The organism is Halomonas sp. DP4Y7-1 (assembly GCF_019800705.1).
Lineage (GTDB): Bacteria > Pseudomonadota > Gammaproteobacteria > Pseudomonadales > Halomonadaceae > Halomonas > Halomonas litopenaei_A.
In genome coordinates this window covers 140,303-166,065 of sequence record NZ_JAHVKS010000012.1, presented here as the reverse complement: position 1 = coordinate 166,065, position 25,763 = coordinate 140,303, and the positions used below count along the sequence as shown (strand labels likewise).

12 protein-coding genes are annotated in these 25,763 nt (G+C 61.3%); 9 read left to right on the top strand and 3 right to left on the bottom strand.

Annotation, left to right across the window (positions count from 1 at the left end; genetic code table 11):
* Positions 1 to 3,218, bottom strand: a 3,218-nt coding sequence (locus KUV72_RS18990) for a filamentous hemagglutinin N-terminal domain-containing protein (RefSeq protein ID WP_222239417.1), incomplete at its 3' end; no start/stop codon positions are given.
* A gap of 1,164 nt (positions 3,219 to 4,382) precedes the next feature.
* Between KUV72_RS18990 and KUV72_RS18985 the strand changes: the two genes are divergently transcribed.
* The 7 genes from KUV72_RS18985 (at position 4,383) to KUV72_RS18955 (ending at position 17,014) form a co-directional block, all read left to right on the top strand.
* Positions 4,383 to 4,742, top strand: coding sequence for a hypothetical protein (locus KUV72_RS18985; protein ID WP_206938463.1), 360 nt, complete (start codon positions 4,383 to 4,385; stop codon positions 4,740 to 4,742).
* Between the two features lie 482 nt (positions 4,743 to 5,224).
* A complete protein-coding gene (locus KUV72_RS18980) occupies positions 5,225 to 5,548 on the top strand; it encodes a hypothetical protein (RefSeq protein ID WP_206938462.1) in 324 nt (107 codons plus the stop codon).
* Positions 5,549 to 5,680: 132 nt separating this feature from the next.
* A complete protein-coding gene (locus tag KUV72_RS18975) occupies positions 5,681 to 5,908 on the top strand; it encodes a hypothetical protein (RefSeq protein ID WP_222239416.1) in 228 nt (75 codons plus the stop codon).
* Between the two features lie 126 nt (positions 5,909 to 6,034).
* On the top strand, positions 6,035 to 9,844 hold the full coding sequence (gene recC, locus KUV72_RS18970; RefSeq protein WP_222239415.1) for an exodeoxyribonuclease V subunit gamma: 3,810 nt from the start codon (positions 6,035 to 6,037) through the stop codon (positions 9,842 to 9,844).
* Positions 9,841 to 13,779 (top strand): exodeoxyribonuclease V subunit beta, encoded by a 3,939-nt coding sequence (recB, locus tag KUV72_RS18965; protein WP_222239414.1) that lies wholly within the window; start codon positions 9,841 to 9,843, stop codon positions 13,777 to 13,779. Before recC ends, recB begins: the two co-directional genes overlap by 4 nt.
* Positions 13,776 to 15,965 (top strand): exodeoxyribonuclease V subunit alpha, encoded by a 2,190-nt coding sequence (gene recD, locus KUV72_RS18960; protein ID WP_222239413.1) that lies wholly within the window; start codon positions 13,776 to 13,778, stop codon positions 15,963 to 15,965. The genes recB and recD overlap by 4 nt, the downstream gene beginning before the upstream one ends.
* Positions 15,966 to 16,018: 53 nt before the next feature.
* On the top strand, positions 16,019 to 17,014 hold the full coding sequence (locus KUV72_RS18955; protein ID WP_222239412.1) for an ion transporter: 996 nt from the start codon (positions 16,019 to 16,021) through the stop codon (positions 17,012 to 17,014).
* Positions 17,015 to 18,029: 1,015 nt separating this feature from the next.
* On the opposite strand, the gene KUV72_RS18950 is transcribed toward KUV72_RS18955, so the two are convergent.
* The gene (locus KUV72_RS18950; RefSeq protein WP_222239411.1) at positions 18,030 to 19,148 is read right to left on the bottom strand and encodes a hypothetical protein; all 1,119 of its coding nucleotides are present in this window, start codon (positions 19,146 to 19,148) and stop codon (positions 18,030 to 18,032) included.
* Positions 19,149 to 19,281: 133 nt separating this feature from the next.
* Positions 19,282 to 23,136, bottom strand: a complete 3,855-nt coding sequence (locus KUV72_RS18945; RefSeq protein WP_222239410.1) for a hypothetical protein — start codon at positions 23,134 to 23,136, stop codon at positions 19,282 to 19,284.
* Positions 23,137 to 23,981: 845 nt separating this feature from the next.
* Here KUV72_RS18945 and KUV72_RS18940 point away from each other — a divergent pair.
* Both KUV72_RS18940 and KUV72_RS18935 read left to right on the top strand, forming a co-directional pair.
* On the top strand, positions 23,982 to 24,467 hold the full coding sequence (locus KUV72_RS18940) for a LexA family protein (protein WP_222163215.1): 486 nt from the start codon (positions 23,982 to 23,984) through the stop codon (positions 24,465 to 24,467).
* A complete protein-coding gene (locus KUV72_RS18935; protein WP_222239409.1) occupies positions 24,464 to 25,732 on the top strand; it encodes a Y-family DNA polymerase in 1,269 nt (422 codons plus the stop codon). The genes KUV72_RS18940 and KUV72_RS18935 overlap by 4 nt, the downstream gene beginning before the upstream one ends.
* Positions 25,733 to 25,763 lie beyond the last annotated feature (31 nt).

Genomic DNA, 25,763 nt, shown 5'->3' with positions numbered 1-25,763 from the left:
CCCAGGGTCGTTGCCCTCAGCCCGATCCGGTCCGCCAGCAGCCTGCCCTGGGTGTTGTCGACGCGGGTGGCCGCGACATTCAGCCGAGCGGCCTCCAGCGTGCCCGAGGCGTTGGCCAGATCCTCCTGAACGGTCAGGTCCAGTGTCTCGGCGGCGCTGATCAGCCCTTGCTGCGTGTTATCGACGGTGGTGGCCGCCACGCGGATCCCATCGGCGACGAGCTGGCCCTGACGATTGTCCAGCCGACCGATATCGACAAGAGACAACTGCTGGGCCACCAGCACACCCTGGCGGTTATCCACCTGGGTGGCGTCGCTCAACTGCAGCTGTCCGTCGGTGACCTGCAGCCGTCCTCCCTGGTTGTCGAGCGCGCCGTTCAGCGCCAGATCCAGCGCCTGCGTGGCACTGATCAGCCCTCCGGCGTTATAAAGTTCCGCCAAGGTCAGCACCAGCGACTGCCCCAGCACCCGCCCCTGGGTGTTGGACAGCGACCCGGCCGTCAGGCGCAGGTCATCGGCCAGCAGCAGGCCGCCGTCGCGATTGTCGATGCCCTGGTCCAGGCCCAGGTCCAGCTGGCTGGCACTCAGGGTGCCACCACGGTTGTCCAGACGCCGTGCCGCGACCTGCAGCTCGCCCTGGTCGGCGTCGAGGACCCCGCCCTGGTTGTCGAGGGCGTCATCGATGGCCAGCGTCAGGTAGGAGGCGGTCAGGCGACCGTCCTGACGATTGTCCAGGCTTCCTGCATCCAGGCGCAGCTCGTCACCGACCAGCTGCCCCTGACGATTGTCGATGGCACCTTGCGAGGCCACGCTGAGCCGTCTGGCGACCAGGGTACCCTGCTGATTGTCGAGGCTGCCCAGGCGAGCCTCGAGGCCTCCCTCGACCACCTGAATCTGGCCCTGACGGTTGGCCAGCGCCTGGGTCACCGTCATCGCCAGAGCATCGTCGGCACTGATCATGCCCCGGGCGTTGTCCAGGGTCTGGCTGTGGATCCGCACATCGCCTGCCAGCAGCGCGCCATCACGGTTGTCGAACTGCCCTGTGGTGAGCACGACCCGCTCGGCGCCCAAGGTGCCGCCGTCGCGGTTGCCCAGGTGACCGCTCAGGGTGGCCGTCAGGTCGCCGTCGGCCACCACCTGGCCCCCTGGGTTATCGAGATGCCGGGCGACGATGGCAAGTTGCCCGGCACTGATGCGACCGTCCGCGTTATCCAGGCTTTCGCTCAGACTCACGTTCAGGGCGCCGGCGGCGTCGACCTCGCCTCCCCGATTGTCGAGGTCCTGGGCGCTGAGGCTAAGCTGGCGGGCACTGAGCCGCCCACCGTCCTGGTTGCCCACGACACCGCTCACGCTGGCCGTCAGCGCCTCTCGGGCAACGGCCTTGCCGCCCTGGTTGTCGAGTTCCGCCGCGGTCAACGTCAGCGAGCCCTGACGGGCCTGCAACGTGCCCCCGGTATTGATGATTTCCCCATCGCTGGCCAGCGCCAGCGCACCGGTCTCGGCGCTGATCAGACCACTGCGGTTATCGACCCAGGCCGCGCTCAAGGCGATGTCCTTGGCCGCCAGCTGACCCTCGGCATTGTTCCATTGACCGATGTCACCGCTGAGCGAGCCGTCCAGAACAACGCGCCCGCCCTGGTTGTCGAAGCGCTCCAGGTCGAGTCGCAGGTCCTGCCCCGGGGCGAACACCAGCGAACCGCCCAGGTTGGCCAGGCGTCGCGTCTCGAGCTCAAGGGCGCTACCGGCGGACAGGGTCGCCTGGTCGCCACGGTTGACCAGGTCCGGGGCCGACAGCGACAGCCGCTCGGCGTACAGCGTGCCCTGATTGTCGATGCGTGTGGCGCTCAGGCTGGCGTGATCGGCCTGAACACGTCCCTGCTGGTCGATGACATCCGCCGTCAGCGCGACACGCTGTCCCTCCACCAGACCCTGGTTAGTGAGCTGGGTGGCGTTCAGGGACACTCTGTCCGCCAGGATCTCTCCGCCATTGTCCAAACTCTGGCGCGACGTCAGCGCCAGCTCGCTTGCCAGCATCTGGCCGCGGTTGTGGGTCACGCCGGTGGTCGCGGCCAGACGGTCACTGGCGTCGAGTCGGCCACGGTTGTCCAGGGTGGCGGCGGTGATCGCGAGCTCAGCCCCCGCGCGTCGCTGTCCGCCGCGGACGCCGGCCACTACATCACCGGTGGTGGTCAGGCGCTGCGCTGAGAGCGTGATATCCCTGCCGCTGCTCAGCCGGCCAGAGATGTCCAGGGTATTGTCGGCCTGAATGTCGGCCCCTTGGTCGGCATGCACGTCACCCCCGAAGCTAGCGTCACTGGACTGGGTGATCAGGCGCGTCAGGGTCGAAGCGTCGGCAAGCCTCAGCTGGCCATCGGCGGTGATGCGAATGTCGCCGGCGCTGGCGGCCATGTCACCGGCCAGGCGCACGCCGACCCCGGCGTCGGTACCGACCAGGCGGATGCGCTCGGCGTACATGCCGCCGAGCGCCGAGGAATCGATGGCCAGGGCCGGGCGCGTGCCCTTGCCGGCACGCGGCGTGGTGCTGAGACTCGCGGCGTCGACATCGTTGGCGCCTGCGACGATCGTCAGGTCCTGGGCGTGCAGCTCGGCGTTGAGCGCCGCGGCCCGGGTAAGGATCTCGAACTGATCCACCTCACGGGCGTCCAGCCCCAGCCCCTCGATGGCGACCTGCCCCTGATCCACCGCGTAGTGATCCAGCCGGCCGTCCTCGATCACCGGCGCACCGGTGGTCAGGGTGACCCGGGGGCTGTTGATGAAACCGCAGCCATCGCAGGAGATGCCGTAGGGGTTGGCCACCACCACCTTGGCGGCCTGACCGGCCACTTCGGTGTAGCCCGCCAGTCGGCTCGGATTGCCGCCATTGACCTCATTGAGGATGACCTGGGCCGCCTGACCGCGCAGATTGGCATTGCCGACCACGATGCCGCCAAGCTGGGTCGACTGAGTCTTGCCGGTAGCGTTGTTGAGGATGACCCCGCGGGCATCCACGTTGTAGTCGCGAAAGCGGTTGTGGGAGAGCCCCTTGTCGTTGGGGGTGGCGATGTTGACCACCGGCACGCCGTTGCCGGCCTGATCGAGCCGGGTGTTGCCCCCCGGTGCCACCACGATGCCGTCTGCCAGCACCACCACGGGATGCCAGAACAAGGCGTTGATCATGACGATGGCAAGATGGCGAAACAGCGGACGGCGTGGGTTCATCAAACGTCCCTCCTGGAGGGCATGGCACGTATCTGGCGCGGCCACTAGAAGCGCGCCTGAACGGTGAAGTAGACGGGACTTTCGCGATGCTCGATGGCATCGGCCTGGATGACGCCCGCCTAATAGGCAAGGATGTCATCACGCCGGTCGACCAGAGCAATACCGGAGGGGGGACGTAAAACGTCGTCTTCATCCAAGAAATGTTGGCAACGGTTTGTCCCGGAATTTACACTCAGTGATCAAACGCTATAGCCATAATGTCTCTGGCATGTCGCCGATAAAAATGCGCTGTACCACTGCCTGACTACCATGTATTTTTGGAATAATATTACTCATACCTAAACTTAACTCTACTTATTACTTTGCCACTTCATACGGCGTAGCAATGGCTACCGCAAGACCTCACTCAACGGCCGTGATGCCTGGACATAATGACCCTGCTCAACGTTTCCAGACGTATATTTATCGTCACCTGCTGTCACGCCAATTGGCTGACAAGACATGCTGAGGAGACTCGATATTATCGAGATACTACCCCAAGAAAAGGAAGTGAAAAAATGCAGCAAAAATGAATGTCGTAGCGGAAAAGCACAACGATAGGAGAATTGACATAGAAAGGGTGAAGAACGGAAAGCAGTTAGGAAAAAGAGGTCATTCAACCACATCTTGAATTGTCCAATATTTCCTACAAAGAAAACTCTTATTTCCTAACCTCACCTGATAGGCAGATAGCAAGTGTAGACAGAAAGGGCTGATAGGAAGGGCTGATAGGAAGGGCTGATAAAAAGTGGGGATAGAAGGTGCCGACAGAAAGCGGGAAAAATGAGCAAAAAATCACCACGTCCTGTTTTACGATACGCTCATATGACCCAACCACGACACAGCCCCACCCTTCGAAAGGGGGTGATGCAACACGCCCAGCCCTGGCTGTGCCAGCCAGCTTCTGCCCGCCTCGGCATAAAGTATTAGCCCTGACGCATCACAAATGCTATACAAGGGGCGCTCGCTGTATAATTCTTAAGTCACTGATACTGCAGGCGTTGTAGCCATGGTCGGGAACCTCCTAGATCGGCCGGGCCCTCAGCGCCGCGGAGGGTGAGTGAGCACCGCAGGGAACAGGCGTGTGAAGGCACTACGCCGGAAGGAAACCAACCAGGACGAGACATGAACTACCGATTGATGTTCCAACTCACAGACTCCCTCAACACAAAGTCTCTCGAACCCCTGACGCTGAAACCGTCACCGCTGGACATGCCCGAACATCAGATCGATACCTTGCTGGAAGTACCCGGCACAGACGAACTGCTTGAACTGCCCTTCACCGCGGAAGAAGAAGGAAAGACAAGCCTGGTCTTCGTCCAGGGTCGTGTTGTATCGACCAAGAAGACCTACACCATCTCCGACGGTGGCGAGAGCGCCAGGTGCCTCGTCACCTGCTTTATCGAACCCAACCGCGTGGTAAAGCAAGGCACTGGCGAGCTCATCCTCGAGCCCACCGTCGACAACATCGAAGAGCTCATCTAAGCGTTACCGCTTGCACCGGGACGAGTCGAACTGTCTTGAGCTCCGGGAGACCCTGAGAGGCCCTGGGGCACAAGGAACGGGGCACAGGAAACGAGGCAAAGAACTCGACCTGCGGAACTCAGAGCACGCAGCAAAGCCCCACTACAGTGGCCTACCGAAGCGGAAGCTCAGTCCGGTCGCGACTGCGCTTCCTGCTCGCGCTTCCTGCTCGCGCTAGCAGAACCGGTCCTGCTGTTTCGTGGCAGCGGGCCACCCGCCAACGCCGCTGGCCCTGAACCGCTGAGTCCCGTCACGCTGTCTCCAGGCCATGATGCAGGAAGACCTCTTGCCTGGTGATTGATCGTGACGCCAGCTCTGGCATTATCGAACCCCCAGGCAAGCGGGCCACCAGCCCCAAGCCATCGCCCCTGGGCAACCTGACGCAGTCCTTCGCTGTTCACGTCACGGATGATGTGAAGACACCGCACAAGGAGCCATGATTCATGCTAGGTGCACTCTCCGACTTCCCCGAATACCAATACACCGATCACGTCCACGACTTCGAGGTGAAGGACGTGAGCCGCCCACACCGGCCTGCTCATGCGGTCATGTGCTACTCTGCCGGCACCTTGTTCAAGGTCATTATCGTCGGCGGCGAGGTAGGAAATGCCTTGAACCTGTGCCGCGGGCTAGGCGCACAGCGTAAAACCATGCAGGGCCAGCGCTTTACCCGCTGGATCGAATCGCACTTTCCTCTCGAGGTGTGTCATACCAACCAACGAGAGATACAGCGTGCCTTCCCGCCACCTCCAAAAGAGACCGACTAGCGCGGGTGCGAGCATTCTGTGCACGATGGCTGCGGTGCCTGATGGCTGCGGTGCATGACGACTAGGGTGCACAAGGTGCCCTTAGACATGGCAGGAGAATTCTTCAGCCCATATGGATATGACGAGGCGTAAATGCAGGACAAGGCACCGTCGGTGGTCATCACCGCACTAAAGAAGCTCGCGCAAGGTATCGCTCTCTGCTGGTTCCCCGTGCTTCTGCTGTTTCTCTTTGTCAAAAACGACTTTTCCTTCAAGGTCCTGGCCTACGGCCTGGCCATTCCTCTAGTGGTCTATCTGGTCGCCGCCCTATGCATCTGGCTGTTCTTCAGCGAACGCCAACGTCGACGTGACCCGAAGTAGCCGACGATCTGTCACAGCGTGACTGCCCGCAGATGATCCTTGGCGCTGCATCTATTAGGCTATGCCGAGACAGTCACGACGCAGGCCTCCACCACGGGCCTTCCCGCGCCGCAAAGAGAGCAAGCCATGACCGATACAGCCGCCTCCGGGATGATTGTCCTGCAGGGCAACCGCATGGAAGACCTGCGCGATCTGACGCTGAAATGGCTCGGTCGCCGTCCCCTCCATCCGCTCGCACGTACACTTTTCCTGGTGCAGAGCAACGGCATTGCACAATGGCTCAAGACCTCTATCGCCGAGCGTCAGGGCGCTCCCGGCTACGGTATCTGTCTGGGAACGGATGTGGCGCTGCCGGCGCGGCTACAGTGGCAGGCCTATCGTGCGGTCATCGAGGATGTCGAAGGACCAGGTACGGTGCCCACGACGTCGCCCTTCGACAAGAGCCGACTGCGCTGGCGTCTGATGGAGCTGTTGCCCAAGGCGTTGAAGGATCCGCTGTTCGCCCCTCTGGAACGCTATCTGCGCGACGATGATGAGCGCCGCAAGCACTACCAGCTGGCGGAACGCCTGGCCGACCTGTTCGACCAGTATCAGGTATACCGGGCAGACTGGCTGAGCGCCTGGGAAAAGGGTGACGACAGCCTGATTCTGCCCGGCAATCGCCGCATACCGGTACCAGAAGAGCAGCGCTGGCAACCCGCCCTGTGGCGCATGATCGGCGACTCCCTGGAGGACGGCCTGCGTCACACCCATCGCGGCGCCATTCATCAGCGTTTCAAGGCCGCCGCAGAGCCCCTGCAGCAGCGTCCCGACGAGCTGCCGCCGCGTATCGTGGTGTTCGGCATCTCGTCGCTGCCACAGCAGACTCTTGAAGTTCTCGCGGCTCTCTCCGGGGTCTGCGAGGTGGTGCTGTGCCTGCTCAATCCCTGCCAGTTCTACTGGGGCGAGATCATCGAGACCCAGGAAGTGCTGCGTCGCCATGTGCGTCAGCGCCGGCGTGAAGGCATGCCCGCCGACCTGCATCAGTCGCTGGAACACCTGCACCTGCACGCCCACCCATTGCTGGCGGCCTGGGGCAAGCAGGGCCGCGACTACCTGCAGCTGCTGAGCGAACATGACCATACCGATGTCGAGGCCATGAGCGCCCTGCTCGATGGCGCCGTCGACCTGTTTCTCGAACCGCCTACCGAGCACCTACTGGGCCAGTTGCAGGACGACATCCTCAACCTGCGGCCACTGTCCGAGACCCAGCAGACATGGCCGGCACTGGATCCTGAGCAAGATGGCTCGATCCGCTTTCACATCTGCCACAGCCCTCAGCGCGAGCTCGAAGTCCTGCACGATCAGCTGCTGGCAAGCTTTGCCGCAGACCCGACGCTAGAGCCCCGTGACATCATGGTCATGGTGCCGGACATCAACGACTACGCCCCTTACATCGACGCCGTCTTTGGGCAATTCGCCCCGGGCGAACGTCGTCATCTGCCCTACCACGTCGCCGACCAGCAGCAGCGTCATCGGGAGCCCTTGCTGGTCGCCCTGGAAACGCTGTTGTCGCTTCCGCGCATGCGTTTCCGTGCCAGCGAGATTCTTGACCTGCTCGACATCCCGGCGGTGCGCGAGCGCTTTGGCCTGAGTGAAGGCGACCTGCCCACCCTGCAGCGCTGGATCCGCGAGGCCAACGTGCGCTGGGGCCTGGACGCCGCCCAGCGGGCCGAACTGGGACTGCCGGAGCACGACGAACTGCATACCTGGCGTTTTGGTCTTGAACGCATGCTGATGGGCTACGCCGTCGGCGAGGCCGAGGATAGTGGCGACGACTGGCTCGAGGTGGTGCCCTACGACGAGGTGGCAGGCCTTGACGCGGCGCTGGTCGGCCCCCTGTACCGGCTGATCATGACCCTGAGTGAGCTGCGCCAGTTGCTGTCCGCACCCCGTCCGGCGGCGGACTGGGACCGCGTGCTATCGACCATGCTCGAACGCACCCTGACCCCCAGCACCAGCGCGGAGCAGACCCTGATGGGTCGCATCCAGGCCTCCCTCGAGACCTGGCAGGAAGAGATCACTTCGGCAGCGGTGACCACCGACCTGCCCCTGGCCGTGGTGCGCGAAAGCTGGCTATCGCGCATCGATGACCCGCAGCTGTCCCAGAGCTTCATGATGGGGCGCATCACCTTCGCCACCCTGATGCCGATGCGTGCCATTCCGTTCCGGCAGGTGGTGCTGCTGGGCATGAATGACGGCGCCTACCCGCGCCAGGCCACCGCCATGGACTTCGACCTGATGGCCATGCGCGGTCACTATCGCGCCGGAGATCGCTCACGCCGAGACGATGACCGCTACCTGTTTCTGGAGGCCTTGTTGTCCGCACGGGAGCGACTGACCATCAGCTGGTGCGGTCGCAGCCCACAGGACAACGGTGAAAAGCCCCCCAGCGTGCTGGTGGGCCAGTTGCGCGACCACCTGGCCAAAGGCTGGCGCCTCCCTGATCAGCCGCCTCACGCGCAGCGCAGCCTGGCCGACGATGCCAAGATGGCCGACGCCCTGCTCGAAGCGCTGACGGCCCAGCACCCGTTGCAGCCCTTTGGCGCCGCCTACTTCCAGGCGGATTCCCGGCTGTTCACCTACGCCGACGAGTGGCAGGACTTGCACGCCGCCTCTGGCAGTACCATGGACACTGCCGCTGGGACCGCTACTGGCGCGACCGCTGACTCGCCGCGGGCGGCAGTCGACTCGACGGATCCGCACGGGCCGCATGGAGCAGATTCCGCGACCAACGGCCTGGGCCCATGGCAACCGGAAGGCCCCCTTCAGCTGTCGCACCTGGCCGAGCTGTTGCGTGACCCGGTCGAAGCGCTGTTTCAGCAGCGCCTGTCCACCAGCATGCGCGATGACAACGTGCTGAATGACGACGACGAGCCCTTTGGCTTTGCGGGTTTGGCCGCCTGGCAACAGCGCGAGGCCCTGGTCCAGCCCATTGGTCAGCAATTGGCGCACCGGCCAGACGACGCCGCCTCACTGAGCGAGTTGATCGACCGCCAGGTCCTGCGCCAGCAGCGCGCCGGCCACTATCCACCGGCCCCGGTGGGCCCGGTCATTCGACAGCGCCTGCTGGAGCGGATTCCCGCTGCCCTGGAGGCCTATCGGGCGCTGCTCGCCCGCTATCCCCATGCCCTGGAGATCGCCCCACGGGTCAGCCACGACAGCGGGCTTACGCTGGATGCAAGCCGACTGGCCGCTGATGACGACACGCAGGCGCTCACCCTGCGGCTGGAAGACACCCTGACCCAGATGCACGCCGACCGGCCCCTCTCACTGGGCGAAAGACAGGGAGAGAAACTGGGAGAAAAGGCCAGCGCAGATGCCTCTGCCGAGGTGGCCCGCATCGTGCTGTTGACCAGTCAGATCCACCAGGGCGAGCACTTCAACTGGCGCCAGATCCTGCGCCACTGGCCTGCTCACCTGGCGCTGCAAACCCTTTATCCGGGCGCCGTCACTCACCTGGTATCGCCCAGCGGCCAGCTCACCATACCGGGCATGACCCGAGCCCAGGCCGAACAGCGGCTGAACCGGCTGATGGAGCGGTGGCAGCATGCCATGCAGCATGCCACCCCGACCCATCCCGATATCGCCTTCAACGCCCTCGAGGCCTATCCCGCGGCGGATGACCCTGGCTGGCCACCGCCTGACCTGGCGTCCGATCCCAAGCTTCGCGCCTCATGGGAAGACCGCTGGGAACGCCTGGCCGAACGCAGCCCGCTGATGTTGCGGGAGTTCCCTACCCTGGAAGCACTGGTCACCGCCCCAGACTTTGCCGACGCCACCCGGGAGCTGTATGCCGACCTGCACACCTGGATCAGCCGCGCGCGTCAGTCTCCCCTTGCGGTTGCCCCTGCAACGCAAGGCAACCGTCACTCCGCCAAGGGGGCCAAAGCATGAGCTCAGCCAAGACCACCGCTGACGGCCCCCTGGTGTCAGACGCACATCAACCTCCGTCAACCAAGGCGCTACCGCTGGCCCTGCCACTGACCGGCTGCCAGTTGATCGAGGCCAGTGCCGGGACCGGCAAGACCTTTACCATCGCCCTGCTCTACGTGCGCCTGGTATTGGGCCATGGCCAGCCGGGGCGCAGCGACTGTCGCGCGGACAACGGCTTTTCACAGCCGCTGGTGCCCCCCGACATCCTTGTGGTGACCTTCACCGAAGCCGCCAGCCAGGAGCTGCGAGAGCGCATCCGGGCGCGCCTGGTACAGGCCGCCGAGGCCTTTCGCGCTGATCCCGCCCACGACGACGACCTGGCCGGCCGCGACCCGCTATTGGCCGAGCTGCGCAACGACTTCGTCCCGGAAGCCTGGCCGGTCTGCGCCCGCCGCCTGATACTGGCCGCCGAATGGATGGATGATGCCGCCATCTCCACCATTCACAGCTGGTGTCAGCGGATGCTGAAGGAACACGCCTTCGATAGCGGCAAGCTGTTTCGTCAGGAAGTCATTCAGGACATGAGTGAGCTGACCCAGGAGGCCGTCAACGACTACTGGCGCACCCGGGTCTACCCCCTCAGCGAGCCGCTGGCGGCTTCGGTGGTCGAGCTGTTCTCATCGCCTCAGGGGTTGTACAGCAACGTCCGTAACCTGCTCGCCCGGGATGACGCCGCGCTGATGTTCTGCGGCGAGCCGCTGGTCAGCACCGACCTGACCGCTACCCTGACCACCTTCAGTGACCATCGCGCCAAGGCCGACAGCCTGGAAGCGCAGGCGCGCCAGCGCTACCTGGACGAAGCGCAGGAGGTGCGTGACGCTCTGCAAGCGCTGCGCCCAAGCCTCAACGGCAACAGCTTTCGCGGCAAGGACAACGACGAGACCTTTGCCGGCTGGCTGGAAGAGCTCGACCACTGGGCCCAGGGCGGCATCGCCACCGGCGACACGAAGTTCGTGCAGAAGCTGGCACGCTCCCGCTTGAAGGTGAAGAAAGGCGTAGAGGTCCCGGACATCGCCCTGTTTGATGCCCTGGAGGAGTGGGGCACCTATCAGCAGCACGCCGATGACCTCAAGCGTGAGCTGCTCCCCCAGTTTCTTGCCGATGCCAGCCGCTGGATCAGCCAGCGCCTGCGCGAGCAGCTTGAGGCCAGCGCCCTGATGGGCTTCAACGACATGATTACCGGGCTTGCCGAGGCCCTCGACGGCGAAGGCGGAGACGTGCTGGCGCGGCGGATTCGCCAGCAATTCCCGGTGGCGATGATCGACGAATTTCAGGATACCGATCCGGCCCAGTACCGCATCTTTGAAGGTATCTACCGCATCGACCAGGCCAACGCGAAGGCGACCGAGGACGCCAGCATCGACGACGCTGACGACCCTAGTGCGCTGGTCCTGATCGGGGACCCCAAGCAGGCGATCTACGGCTTTCGCGGTGGCGACATCTATACCTACCTGGCGGCCCGCCAGGCCACCCTGGGTCATCACCACAGCCTGGACACCAACTTCCGCTCAAGTCATGCCGCCGTCGACTCGGTGAACCAGCTGTTCGCCTTCGCCGAGCAGCACCATGAGCGGGGGGCCTTTCGCTTTGCCGACGCCACCGGGCAGGCCACCAATCCGCTTCCCTTTGTCACGGTCAAGGCCAACGGCCGCAAGGAAACCCTGATGCTGGATGGCCAGCCCGCCACGGCCCTGACCGGCTGGCTGGTCAGCGATGACGACAGCGACAGCGGCTGCCTGAACAAGGAACGCTATCTGCGCGAGGCCGCCCATCACTGCGCCAACCGCATCGCCGAATGGCTCAACCAGTCCCATCCTGAGGGTGGCGAGCCCCGCGCCGGCTTCGCCCGCCCGGGCGACGACCGCCTGACGCCCTTGAACGCCAGTGACATTGCCATTCTGGTGCGTGACCGGGTCGAGGCCACCGCCATTCGCCGGGCGCTCAGCCAGCGCGGCGTTGCCAGCGTCTACCTGTCTGACCGGGACAGCGTCTTCGCCACCGCAGAAGCCCGTGACATGCTCTACTGGCTGAAGGCCATCGCCCACCCCGAGTCCGTGTCCACCCTGCGCACCGCCCTGGCCACCGCCACTCTGGGGCTCAGTCTGGTGGAGCTGGATCACCTGCAGCGCGACGAAAGCGCCTGGGAGCACGTTCAAGAGCGCTTCATGGCCTACCGCCAGCGCTGGCAGCGGCGCGGCGTTCTGCCGGCACTGCGCAAGCTGATGCACGACTATCGCATCCCTGCCCGCCTGCTGAATGCCGACCAGGGCCAGCGGCGGCTGACCAACCTGCTGCACCTGGCAGAATGGGCCCAGCAGGCCAGTGACACCCTGGATGGCGACCACGCCTTGATCCGCCTGTTATCGGAGCATGTGCAGGAGCCCGCCGACGACGAACAGATTCTGCGCCTGGAAAGCGATGCCGAGCTCATCCAGGTAGTCACCATCTTCAAGTCCAAGGGCCTGGAGTATCCGGTGGTATGCCTGCCCTTCCTGTGCACCTACAAGGAAGTCAGCGGCAAGACCGGGACCCCGCTCTACCACCTTGACGACCGCCCGGTGCTGGAACTGGCGCCCAAGAAGGAGATGGCCAAGGAAGGCTTCGAGCTGGCCGATGATGAACGGCTGTCCGAGGAAGTCCGACTTATCTATGTGGCCCTGACCCGTGCCCGTCACGCCAGCTTTATCGGCCTCGCGCCCCTCAAGTACGGCAATGGCAAGGCCGCGACCCTGCACAAGTCGGCCCTTGGCCACCTGCTGGCCGGTGGCGCGAATATTCCGGACGAACAGAGCCTGCGTGCCTGCTGGCAACAGATGCAGGGGGACAGTGGCGACGTCCTGCTGGAGACCGCCCCTTCAAGCGTGGCTTCTCCCATCATCAACGTCGTGCCCCGGCAGTCGACGCGAGCCCACAAGCCGGCGCTTTCCGCCGCCCACCAGGCCTTTGCCCCCTGGTGGATTGCCAGCTATTCGGCACTGGCCCAGAAGGGCGCGGCGGCACCAGAAACACCTGCCGCCGAAGTGCTGGAAGAAGAAGACAGCGACCAGCGTCCGGCAGTGAGTCGCGCCGACACCCGCCAGCCCGAGCCCGGTAGCCTGCATGCCTTTCCCCGTGGACCAGGGCCCGGCACCTTCCTCCACGGCGTGCTAGAAGCCATGGCCGAGCATGGTTTTGCCGCCGCCGTGGGCGACACCACGCTGCAGGCGCGCATGGCACAGCGCTGCCGACGGCGAGGCTGGGACGACCACATCGACGCCCTGACCCAAGGTATGCAGCGCTGGCTGACCACCCCCCTGTCACCTGCGGCCATGGAACCCCCGGGTGCCACCTTGCCCACCGCTGAGGTGGCGGCTGAAGTGACGACTGGACTCACAGACGGACTGACGCTGTGCGAGCTATCGCGCTACCGGGCGGAACCCGACTTCTGGTTCGCCACCCACAATGCGATTACCCCAGCGATGGACCGGCTCACCCGGGACCATCTTTTCCCTGGCGCCCCACGGCCGCAGCTCGGCTTCCAGCGCCTCAACGGGCTGCTCAAGGGGTTTATCGACCTGCTGGCGGAACACGATGGACGCTTCTACGTCATCGACTGGAAGTCCAATTGGCTGGGCCCCGACGACGCTGCCTATCACCCCGATGCCATGCGCGACGCCATGCTCGACAAACGCTACGACATGCAGCTCGCCCTCTACCTGGTGGCGTTGCATCGGCACCTGCGCCAGACGCTGCCGGACTATGATTACGAGCAGCACGTGGGCGGCGCCATGCTGGTGTTTCTGCGCGGTATCGATGCCCCCTCACGAGGCGTTGCCGCAATCAAGCCACCGCTGGCCTTCATCGAGGCGCTGGATCGCTGCCTGGCCGGGGAACGCCAAGAGGAGAGTCCGGCATGAACGAGACGCTGCCCCATGACCGCCCTGACGCGGATACCGCCTCAGACAGCCCCAGCGTCAGCGAGGCCCTGGCCGATCCCCAGGCCATGTTGCGCCTGCAGTTCGCCTGGGCCGAACACGACTGGATTCGTGACCTCGACGCCGCCCTGGCCCATCGTCTTGCCGCGCTGGCACCGGACGCTGATGCCTGCTGCCTGGTCGCCGCGATGCTGGTCAGCCACCAGGTCGGCCAGGGCCATCTGCTGGTGGACCTCGACCAGGCCAGGCGGCACCCTCAGACGCTGATCGCGGTGGAACCCGACGACACCGCCCCAGCCCCACCGGATGAGGTGCTGGCCGCCATCGGCGACGACTGGGCCCAGCGCCTCGGGCAGTGGTCCGCGGTGGGCCGGGGCCCCGGCAGCACTCCGCTGGTACTGGACGGCAACCGCCTGTATCTGCGCCGCTACTGGCGTCACGAGCGCCGGGTCGCCGATGCCATCTCTGATCGATTGGCAGCGGCCTATCCCGCCCATCCCAGCACGAATCAGAGCAGCACGGATCAGACCAGCGTTAGCGGCGCTGTCCCCCAGGCCAGCCAGCTACGCCCGGTACTGGACAGCCTCTTTCCGCCACAGGACCCCCGTGCGCAGCAGGCACAGTCCCAGAAACTCGCCTGCGCCCTGGGCGCGCGGACGCCCTTCTCGGTCATCACCGGCGGTCCCGGCACCGGCAAGACCACCACCGTCATCCGCCTGCTGGCGCTGCTGCAGGCCCAGGCCATCGCCACACGAGGCGTGCCGCTGACCATCCGCCTGGCTGCCCCCACCGGCAAGGCCGCCGCTCGCCTGAGTGAATCCATCCGCGACCAGATCGCCGCCCTGGCATCCCTCGACCTGCCCAACGCCGAGCAGGTCCGCGAGTCGATCCCCGCCGAGGTCACAACCCTGCACCGTCTGCTCGGGGCGCGCCCGGATACCCGTCACTTCCGGCATCATCGCCTTAATCCGCTGCCGCTGGACATGGTGGCGGTGGATGAGGCCTCGATGGTGGACATCGACATGATGGCGGCACTGCTGGAGGCACTGCCCCCCAAGGCGCGTCTGGTCCTGCTCGGCGACAAGGACCAGCTGGCCTCTGTCGAGGCCGGGGCCGTGCTGGGCAACCTGTGTGCGCGGGCGGAGGAAGGCCACTATCAGCCGGACACCGCCCAGTGGTTGCAGGACGCCACCGGTATCGAGCTGCCGCCAGCGCTCTGCCTCCCCCCGGAACAGGCCAGCAGTGGACGCCCGCTGGATCAGTCCATCGCCATGCTGCGCCACTCGTTCCGCTTCGATGACCAGAGCGGCATCGGCCAGCTGGCTCGCGCCATCAATTCGGGAGACAGTCGACGGGCCATGGCGGTACTGGATGCCCCCTCCTTTACTGAGGCCCAGCGCCTGAGTCTACGCCGTAACGATGAACGGGCCCTGATGGCGCTGGTGCTCGACGGCCGTGGCCACGACAACGCCTGGGGCTACCGCTACTACCTTGACGCCATTCGTCCCCGTGAAGCGCGCAGCGACGCAGGACCCAACGCCGCCAGCGGTGGCCGCGAACGCCCAGCGACAGCGGCCGACCGCAGCGAGTGGGACCAGTGGGCAGCAGAGATTCTAAAGGCCCACGCCCAGTTCCAGCTGCTGACACCGCTGCGCAGTGGTCACCATGGGGTCGAGACACTGAACCAGCGCATCGAGCAGGCGCTGGCACGCCACGGCCTGATCGACAAGCCCGACCTGTATACCCATTGGTACGAAGGCCGCCCGGTGCTGGTCACCGGCAACGACTACGCCTTGAAGCTGATGAACGGAGATATCGGCATCGCCCTGCAGGTACCGGCGGAATTCGGCAATGCTGAAGCCGGCACCATCTTGCGCGTGGCGTTTCCTGCGGGTGACGGCCAGGGCGGCATTCGCTGGGTGCTGCCCAGTCGTCTGCAGCGGGTCGAAACGGTCTTCGCCATGACGGTGCACAAGTCCCAGGGCTCCGAGTTCGTGCATACCGCGCTGGTGATGCCCGACACCCTCTCGCCTATCCTGACACGAGAGCTGGTCTATACCGCCGTCACGCGAGCCAAGAAGACCTTTACCCTGGCCAGCGCCAACGACCAGGTGCTGGCCCGCGCCATCGAACGCCGGATTCAGCGCCAGAGCCGGCTGTTTCAGTAGGCCAGCAGGTAACCACACAGACACCGCCTAAACCGCCCGCAGCCGGAGAGCCCATGTCGACACAGCGAACCCGCTCACTCATCCTCGAGCGCGCCCACCTGGCGTGGGACCTGGCGATCATCGTCCTGGTGGTGATCAACCTGGGACTGCTGCTGTTCGACAGCCTCTACCTGCTACCGCCCTTGAATGCCGCCTTCGAGGGTATCGCTCCTGGCCTGCACGCCGCCTACGACCGCTACATCCACGCCAATTTCTTTACGATCGACCTGGCCTTCGTCACGGTCTTCCTCTTGGATGTGCTGCTGGGCTGGGCAGTCGCCATCGCCGAGCGTCGCTACCATCGCTGGTTCTTCTACCCCTTTGTGCACTGGTATGACGTGCTTGGTTGTATTCCGCTGGGGGGCTTTCGCCTGCTGCGTGTGCTGCGGGTCATCTCGCTGCTGCACCGGCTCCAACGTCTCGGCCTGATCGATGTGCGCCGCTGGTATGTCTACAGCGTTGTCGCCAAGTACGTCGACATCCTGATGGAAGAGCTGACCGACCGTATCGCCATTCGCCTGCTCGACAATGTCCAGCGCGAACTGACCAGCGGCGAGGGACTGGCCTCACCCGCCATCGACAAGATCATCACGCCGCGCAAGGAGGCGCTGGTACGGGAAATCAGCCAGCGCCTGGAGAATATGGTGGGCGATATCGCCTACCGTAACCGCTTCGAAACCCTGGCCTACGTGCGCGGACTGGTGGCCCGCACCCTGGCAGAGACCCCAGAACTGCAGCGCCTCAAACGCCTGCCCATGGGCAGCCAGCTGACCCAGGGCCTGGAAACCTCCCTGTCCGACCTCGCCTGCCATATCGTCGACGAAGCCCTCGCCGGCCTGCGCTCCCCCCAGTTCTCGACCCTCGTCGAACATATGGCCGAAAGCGGCCTCGACGCCTGGCTGCGTACCGACCCGGAGACCGAGCAGATCACCGAACAGGTACTGGTCGATATGCTGGAACTGTTGAAGGAACGCATCGCCATCAAGCGCTGGCAGGAAAGGTATGAGTGAGGGGGCATAGATGAAACGGGTGCAGCTAGAGCGGTGCAGGCGCATATGGTGAGCGAGATATGCCCCTCTCGCCGCTGCCCCCTGCACTGCCTACGTCGCCCTCTGTGCCCCCCAACTATATTGGCACAGACCGCGTGAGCGAAGTTGACGCTGAAGATGGTGAAAGTTACCAGTGCTTATCAGTCCTCACACTGTATTCGCCCCTAGGCCCCCGAATGAGTCAACTCTGTCTACGGCTATAGGGCGTTACAAAATTCAATCGACTAGAGCTACAGTGCAAGGTCGAATGATATTGCTTTAGAGGTACTGCCATAACAAAAACCGTCGATCACGCCGCCTAAGCGGCGTAATGACTGCTATCGGCCATTAACGGACCTTCATTATAAATCCTAGTGCCGCGGCACAGCCCGCCCTGAGCAGCCATTCATCGACTATGTTTTAACTGCGGTGGTTTTCTCCGCAAGAATCTCCCGCCAATTGATGGGTTGGTCGATCTTTAGATGAGATTCGAACTGCTGCAAGCCTCCATGACCAGGATGACATTCAACTGCCTCTGCAATGAGTTTTCTACACTGATCGTCATGGCCATCCTGCCTATATCGCTCCGCCAAGACGGGTGCTGCAGCAGCTTCAAAGATGCGAGGTGCATGCAACCCAGACTTCGTTAGACGTTCACTCCAGTATTGGTCGTACGCCACTTTATGCGTTGCGAGAGACCAGTCGTCTGTCGACCCAAGTAGGGTCCGGCCAATCAGAACATCTCCAGATGGTGCCTCAGCTACTGCTGCATGCCTTTCCTTAAAAAGCTGCCAGTCGGGTCGCTGTGATTCTTTGGAAGCCACAGCGTTAAAGGTGACATAAAGCACGTAAAGAGCCGGCTTCACACTATCACGAGCTTGCGGGAACAACTTCTCTATGTCACCCAACAGCTCTCTAAGATCAGTAAGCACCGCTTGGCATCTCCGCTCTCAAAAGCCGCCAATTGACCGAGAAATCCTTCGAGTCGTCTTCGAGCTTATAGAGCATCCGTGAGCGGGCGCCCGACCCAGTATTGAGGTGCCACCTGCATGCTGACAACACCCGCGCGTTCTAAGCTGTAGTCATACTCTTCGATTTCAACTTTCGGCCCGTCAGCAATAAAGCGTCGAATGGTGTGTCGAGTGACCCTTGCGAGACCTTGTATTGTAAGTACCGGTCTGCGTTCGATTTCAACAACTTCTCTGTGGCCATGCGGCATGGTCAACGCGTCCGGCAATGGCATTGCGGAGTGTATGTACTGAGAACGCAGTCCATAAGCCTGCCGTAGAGCAAAAGGCAGCTCGCACCGGGATACCGCACGATTGGAGGAGGCACCGACAGTCCGAAAATACGAAGCTCCAATTTTGGACATGATGAACTCACGATAACGCCGTACCATCGCATTGTGCTCGGCTTTCATAATCGCAGCGCGGACCGCTTCCGCTGTCTCGGTTGATGCGTTTAAGAGAGCTGTGTCCACGGCAATTCTTTTTCGTTGATCGACATCGGACCAATTAGACTGAAAACCATCGAAATACGTTATAAGGGTTTCAACGGCTGAGACCATTAATGTATACGATAATCCTAGATCATCCGGGATGCTGTGAAGCGCCGCGACGTAGGTCTTGATTGCTCGCGTCGCTGCGAAAAAATACCGTCTTTCGAGAGACAGAAGACTATCCACTAGATCGGCAAACTCTTCACATTCATCGGGACCAGCGACCACTTGAGGGTCAAAGAACCGGCTAACGAAATCCTTGGGTGGGCTGTACGATGAAGATCCGAACTGACTGTTTGTGAGACTTCGAACCACATTTACATCTGTTGATACGATGAGGTTTAATCCAAAAGAGGCCAGAACTGCAAAGTCACGCAGGTAAGGGCTGACGCCGTGCGAGACTAGAACGCCAGGATCCACTTTTGCTTCCTCGATCCGTTCTTCCAGCTCATAGACCACTGCAAGATCGCCGCGCTCTCCTCCAGTAGCACGAAGCGTTCCGGCTGCCGTTTCAACATCATTAAGCTGAAACCATCCGTTAGAATACAGTACCCCTCGCAGAGCGTTGGTGCGCCCTACGCCACGGGCAAACAACTTGCCAGTATTGACCTGAAGCATATGTAATGGGTCTCCATTCATTACCGACTACTGCAACTTCTGGTGGATTAACTGAAGGTAAATCGGACTTTTTTCCCGACACATTAACTAAAATAAAATTCTACATAACAGCGGTCGAGTTCATTGTGCGATATCACTCGAAACGCTGTTCGCGTTCCTCATCTCTTTGTCTGTCTCGCATCCGTTCGCGTTCGATTTCCATGGTCAGTAGAGCGGACACTGATCCAGCGGCCTTGGCTATCTCTTCCCGCCTGTGCTGTGTCAGTTCGGCAATGGCATCGGTCCTCGGCTGCATGACATCTGCACGGCTCCCAGACCAAGACGATGGTGTGACTCGAGCCGCGTAGGCGTGAAGGACTGGCTCGGGCTCTGGGGCGGCTTCAAGAAACTCAACAGCGGATGACGTTATGGATGAGCTATCCCTGTTCCCATCGCCGTTCTCCCAAAGCCTGATACCTGACGCGACCAAACACCAGACATCGGCTTCATTCCGTTGCTGGCACCACTCAATCAGGTCGGCCACATCGATCTTGGAGAGCGGGCAGAGCCGAATATCCCCGTGACGAATGAAAAAGTTGCGTCGATGCTGCTGGTCCTGTGTCCCTTGGAAAACACGATTCAGAAATGCCTTGGGCATCAGTCCTGCTGTAGTGGCAATCGCTTCCTCGAACGAATGAATGTAGCCGTAGCACTCGTCCACGAAAGAAAATATGGTATCCACCCACTCTATCTTTTCTGCGTCGTTGCCGTCGAAGCTAAGTGCGGCCATGATGACATTTTCCATGCAGTAGTCTTTACTGCCAGCAGAGTCACTGTGATCGTCCAACAGGGATTTGGTTGCCGCCTTCAAACCAATTTTTCTTAGTTCAGGTCCTAACGTATCGTCCTCAGGGCTTGTCCCATGCAGTTTCATACTGAGCGCTTCGAGTAGTGTGCCGCCACCGTCCGACTTGGTCAGTAGCTTCTGTGCAAGCACCAGCAAACTTTCGGACGGAAGGTGAGCGTAGTTATCCCGCCAAAGGATAGGACCGAACATCCAGGCCCCTGTTTCTTCATTGTCGAGCAGGGCCATGCACCGATCCAGATCGCTCTCTGTGAAGTCATCCCATGGATGCAGATCTACAAGGACTTTCCGAAGTTCCGAGTGTTCAGCACATTCATCCAAGAGTTCTCTCGAAAGCGCATTGTCATTGGCGGCAACCTCTTCGATGAAGCCTCCAATCACGGCAAAGTCGTAGTTCGAACCGGATGACCGAGCGAGGTGTTCCAGCAAGCTTTGCCAACCTTCACGATAATTATGTGACCCCTTAGCAAGGCCGATCCCGAACGCCCTGCGATAGGGCATCCATTCTCTGGAAAACAATTCAGAACCCAACTCATCGAGTTCATGATCAGAGGCTGCAAAGCCCTCACCTAAATCTGTTGCCTTTGTGGCTAACCGATCTTCAGCATCCCTATACTTATCATCGCTGCCGTCGTCGAACTCGTCATCCAGTGCCCAGTAGTCATGCCCTTTCCCCAGAACGTATGTCTTGATCTTTGTAATCAGGTTGCGAGGTTCCAGGTCCCGATCTAGGTCGGCGAGGTCTTGGGGAAGCGGTTCTGTTTCAGGTTCGTCTTTTTGTCTTGTGTGATCGAAATAGATGATCGAGCGAACGGCCTTCCAGCCTTCGCCCCATGGCTGGTGATCATTGACTGCCCGTGCTGCTGCGACAAGTTCCTTCCGTATTGCTTCATGGTGCCATAGACCGCGAAACTCATTCGCCAGAACCAATCGTGCACGGCTCTTGATGTCCTCGCCGTCTGAATTTGCCAGCCGCACCGCCAAATTCATGAAAGCAGTGCGCCACTCAACGAGTTGATCATGGGTCGGACGGTAGCCGTAGTCTCTGGGACGAGCCCCGAACTCGTTGAGCCCAAAGCCTGTCCAAGGTGGCCCATCCAATGCTGTTGAAAGCAACTTGATACCCAACGAACGCCGCCCCTGATCTTCAGAGCCCAGGCATTCTTCAACAATGGCAATACGTTGCTGCATCGAAGCGTGTGTGCCGGAGAGATAGGGTTGGAAGAACCCCGTAATCGTGTCCCTAACCGCATCGTAATTGTTGCTCTCGTCTTCATGGTCCGCAACGCGGATCAGAAGTGACATGCAGCGGTCAAATGCATGTGCCTCGTATGCCAACGATCTAAGTAGGCTTAGAATAGTGGTCCTTCGAGGGTTATGCATTGGCTCCATTCCCTGAAAGCCTGGAGCGGTGAATTCGGCTTCGATCCGGTCAAGCAGTGTATCTGGTGCGACTGGTCCGATATAGTTCAGTATCCTCGTTCCATTCTCCTCGAGCTCCGAAATGCGACCCAAGAGGTCGTCTGGCTGAAGCCATGCCTCTACAATTTCCCGTGCCACGGGGTGATCGTGCATTAGACCAAGTCTATGTGCGAATGACATGAGAAGCCGACTGTTTCCAGGCGCTTCAAATGTTGATCTCAAGGTCTCTACAGAAACGCTCTCAAGCGCGGAGCTTGCCAGCCTGTTTGCTACAGCATGGGGGAGTATAGCCCTCCAAGAAGCTCTCTTTTGCACAACATGGCGGTCCGCCAGCTTCTTCGTGGCTCGGAACAGTTGCGCTTTTGTGTATCCTGAAATTGAGCCCAAGACTTCTAGTTCATCCTGACCAACCTCAGAATCAGAAAGCGAAAACGAATACACGAGAGACAGAGTTTCGGCTTTTTCGCGAAGATCACCATCTTGCCCCTTCCGTTGCTGGAAAAGACGATCAAACAACTCGGCGTCGGAAAGTTCAGCCAAGCTTTCACCTTGTTCAACCCGTTCTGCAATAGCCAAGGCTACCCTGGAATTACCGTCGGCAAACTCAGCTACTCGCCGAGCATTGCCTTGTCCAATTGTGGGGAATCGCCGCAGCAGAAGTTCTTCGGCAACTTCTGGCCCGTTGGCCTCAATGTGTATTACTTCTGTAGTTTGCGGTTTGTCGTCCCTGATATCATATTCGACTGTGATCAGGCTGACATCACCTCTTGCAGCCGACACCTTGCTTGCCAATGCCGAATGCAGATCGGATGGACAGTTATCGAGGATCATTACCGCGCGACGCCCCTCGGCAATAAGCCGGTCAAGCATTGCAGATGCGGAGGGATTAGGGTCTTGTCCTGTGTCCACATAGACGGCGACTGTCCTGTCGAGAGGATCATCTCCTACGGTTTCGTCAAAGAGTGCTTGAACAATCCGTGTCTTACCAACACCGGAAAGCCCCGTGATGCGGGTCGCTTTGTCCGAGGTGCGGATGAGACGCCGCATGGGTTCAATGGCGTCTTCGATTAAAAGTTGCTGACCTCGAACTGTCGGCACATGGACTGTGACGCCTGGGGCAGAGATTAGCGTGTCAGATGATCCCTTTGGAGGGTTGCTCCACGCCCCATATGGTTGCCAGCCCGAATAACCTTGACCGAGCTTGCTTTTCACCCAGAGCAACACCGATGGGTGCTGTCGCAGCCATTGAACCAACTTGGAACGGTCGAAGAAGTCGAGGTGAATGTTATCTTTGTTGGGATCATTTGCGACAGCCGCCTGCATGGCGTCGAGTCGGCCCTTTTTCATTGGTGGCGAACAATCGTCGGAAAGGCTCACAATGATAAAGCTACCGCCGATCTTCGCTTGGTCTGCCAGTATTGGGTTCAGGTTGCCATCTTTTTTCATCTCTGCAGAGATCGCAGATTTAGGCATAGAGTCCTTTTTGGACTGAAGAATCGTATCTGAACGGGTTAAGAAGCCTGTGTCGATTTCGGAATCATTTACCTGCACATGAATGTCGATACCTTCATCCGGAGCCTTGATCGACCCCGACCAACTGACGCTCGCTGGGCTATACCCGTTTGCTGCAACCTCCGCCTCAGCAAGACGTGCAATGAGCTCTTCTAGAAGAGTATCGGACAAGCGAAGTAGGTCATCTTTCTCGATTTCAAAGATCGTCATCGTATCACCGCAGCATAATATATTGCATGTCCATATTATTGATCACACGATATTTAGTAATACCGATGCATCACTCAATAGCTAGATCGCGATGTAAGTTTCCAAAATATCAATGTCGGCTTTTTACCCTGTACTATGTCGGAATAGCCACTGCATCGAACGGAAGCTTCCCGCCCTTCTTGTCGGTGCGCCAGACAAGAAGGTCCTCTTAGGGTTGAAAGCGATCACCTTGCACCGCTCGCTCATCTGTATCTCAGCCCGCATGCGTCTGGGTCCCCTAGCAACCTAATTACCAGTCAACCACTACATGCCTCTAGCCAGCCTACCCGGTACAAACACACCACCAAAAACAGCACAATTTATTGAAGACTACTGCGAAACAAGCCATGTCGCCAGTTTTCGCCCCCTTCCTTTTGTCTAATTACGACGACAAACTTCGATGCACTAAGAACGTTAAAATCTCGTTTGTTTACGGTACACACATGCGGCCTCCAGTTATATCGCTTCTCACAGTCTTAATTCTGGGAAAAACGCCGCGAAACAATCACCTTCACAAGTAAGTAGTCGCTTATCCAACACCTCCGGTCTCGACATCAGTTCAGATAATTCCTACCGCTACCTCTTCCACCTTCTCCTGTCGCCCTTCCCTCTCGCTCTTCTCTCCAACCGCCCCGCCGGGACACGCTAGGCGGCCACCAAGCCAACTTTGGTCCGGGCGCTGCCTGGCTGGCGGAGGCTTTCTGCTGCTGATACTGTACATACGAACAGTATCTATCCGTTGCGGGAGGCACCATGCACCACATCAACCTTGTTGCTCGTTTGGCTATACCGATGAGGGCGGAACCATGACGGTGCATCTCGAGGTGCTGGGTCGGGTGGATGAGCGGGCGCCGGGGGCTCCGCTGCCGTTGGCGGCTGGCGAGGTTCGCGCGGGTTTTCCATCGCCGGCGGACGACTATCTGGAAGGCCAGCTCGATCTGGTGGCGCACCTGGTGCCCCACCCCAGCTCGACCTTCTATCTGCGCGCCAAGGGCGAGTCGATGAAGGAACTCGGCATCTTCGACGGCGACCTGCTGATCGTCGACCGGTCGCTGGAGCCGCGCCAGGGCGCGGTGCTGATCGCCAGCGTGGACGGTGAGCTGACCTGCAAGCAGCTGGGCAAGCTGGGCGACCGGCCCTATCTGTTGGCGGCCAACGAGGCCTACCCGCCGATTGCCCTGAACGGCCACGACTGCGATGTGTGGGGAGTGGTGACGCACAGCATCCATGCGCTGCCGCAAGGGACGTCCCGCCGTCATGCCGGCTCGGCCTACCAGGGCACGCCGTCATGATCGCGCTGGTCGACTGCAACAATTTCTACGTCAGCTGCGAGCGGGTGTTTGATCCGCGCCTGCGCGGCAAGCCGGTGGCGGTACTGTCGAACAATGATGGCTGTGTCATCGCTCGCAGTCAGGAAATCAAGGACCTCGGCGTACCCATGGGCATCCCCGCCTTTGAGATCGACCAGCGCCTGAAGCGCCAATGCGTCCTGCTGTCGAGCAACTACACCTTGTACGGGGACATGTCACGACGGGTGGTCGAGACCCTGAACACCTTCTGCCCCCAGGTAGAGGTCTACAGCATCGATGAGTCCTTCCTGGACTTTGAGGGCTTCGCCAGCGATCGCCTGATCGGCCACTGCGTTGAATTGAGACGCACGGTGCAGCGGCATACCGGGATACCGGTAGGCGTGGGTCTTGCCAGCAGCCGCACCCTGGCCAAGATTGCCAACCATCGCGCCAAGAAGGACCCCAACGGCCATGGCGTCTGCCTGATGGAAGCAGACAGCACAGACACCCAACGCTGGCTGGAGCACTTGCCGGTGGCCGAGGTGTGGGGTGTGGCCGGCCGCAGTGCCGCGCGCTTGGCAACGCTTGGCATCCACACGGCCTGGCAGTTGCGAGAAGCAGACCCGAAGCACGTGCGCCGCCACTTCAGCGTGGTGATGGAGCGCACCGTGCGCGAGCTACGAGGAGAGTCTTGCCTGGCCCCGGAAGACAGCGATGTCCCCAGGGAGCGCATCATGACCAGCCGTTCCTTCGGGCGCCCTACCGGGGACCTGGAGCAGCTGCGCCAGGCCGTGCGCGCCCACGCCACGCGCGGTGCTGAAAAGCTTCGCCGCCAGGGCAGCGTTGCCCGAGCGGTGCAGGTCTTTCTGCGTACCAATCGCCATCGCCCCGACCAGCCCCAGCATCATCCGTCGCTGGTGGTGCCACTCCCTACCGCCAGCGACGACAGCCTGGCCATTGTGGCCACCGCGACCCAGGCGCTGGCACGCATGCATCGCCAGGGCCACCAGTACATGAAGGCGGGGGTGATGCTCCTCGACCTGCAGGACAAGGCCACCCTGCAGCATGACCTCTTCGCCAGCGAAAGCGCCGATACCCAGCGCAATGAACGCCTGATGGACACCCTGGACGCGATCAACCGCAAGCACGGACGCGGCGCACTGAGCCTCGGCAAGGCCAGTGACAACGCCGCCTGGCAACTGAAGTGCGAGCACCGCACACCCCGCTACACCACCCGCTGGGACGAGCTGCCGGTCGCCAGGCTATAGGCAGTCCCAGGGGCAGAACACAAGCGGGCCA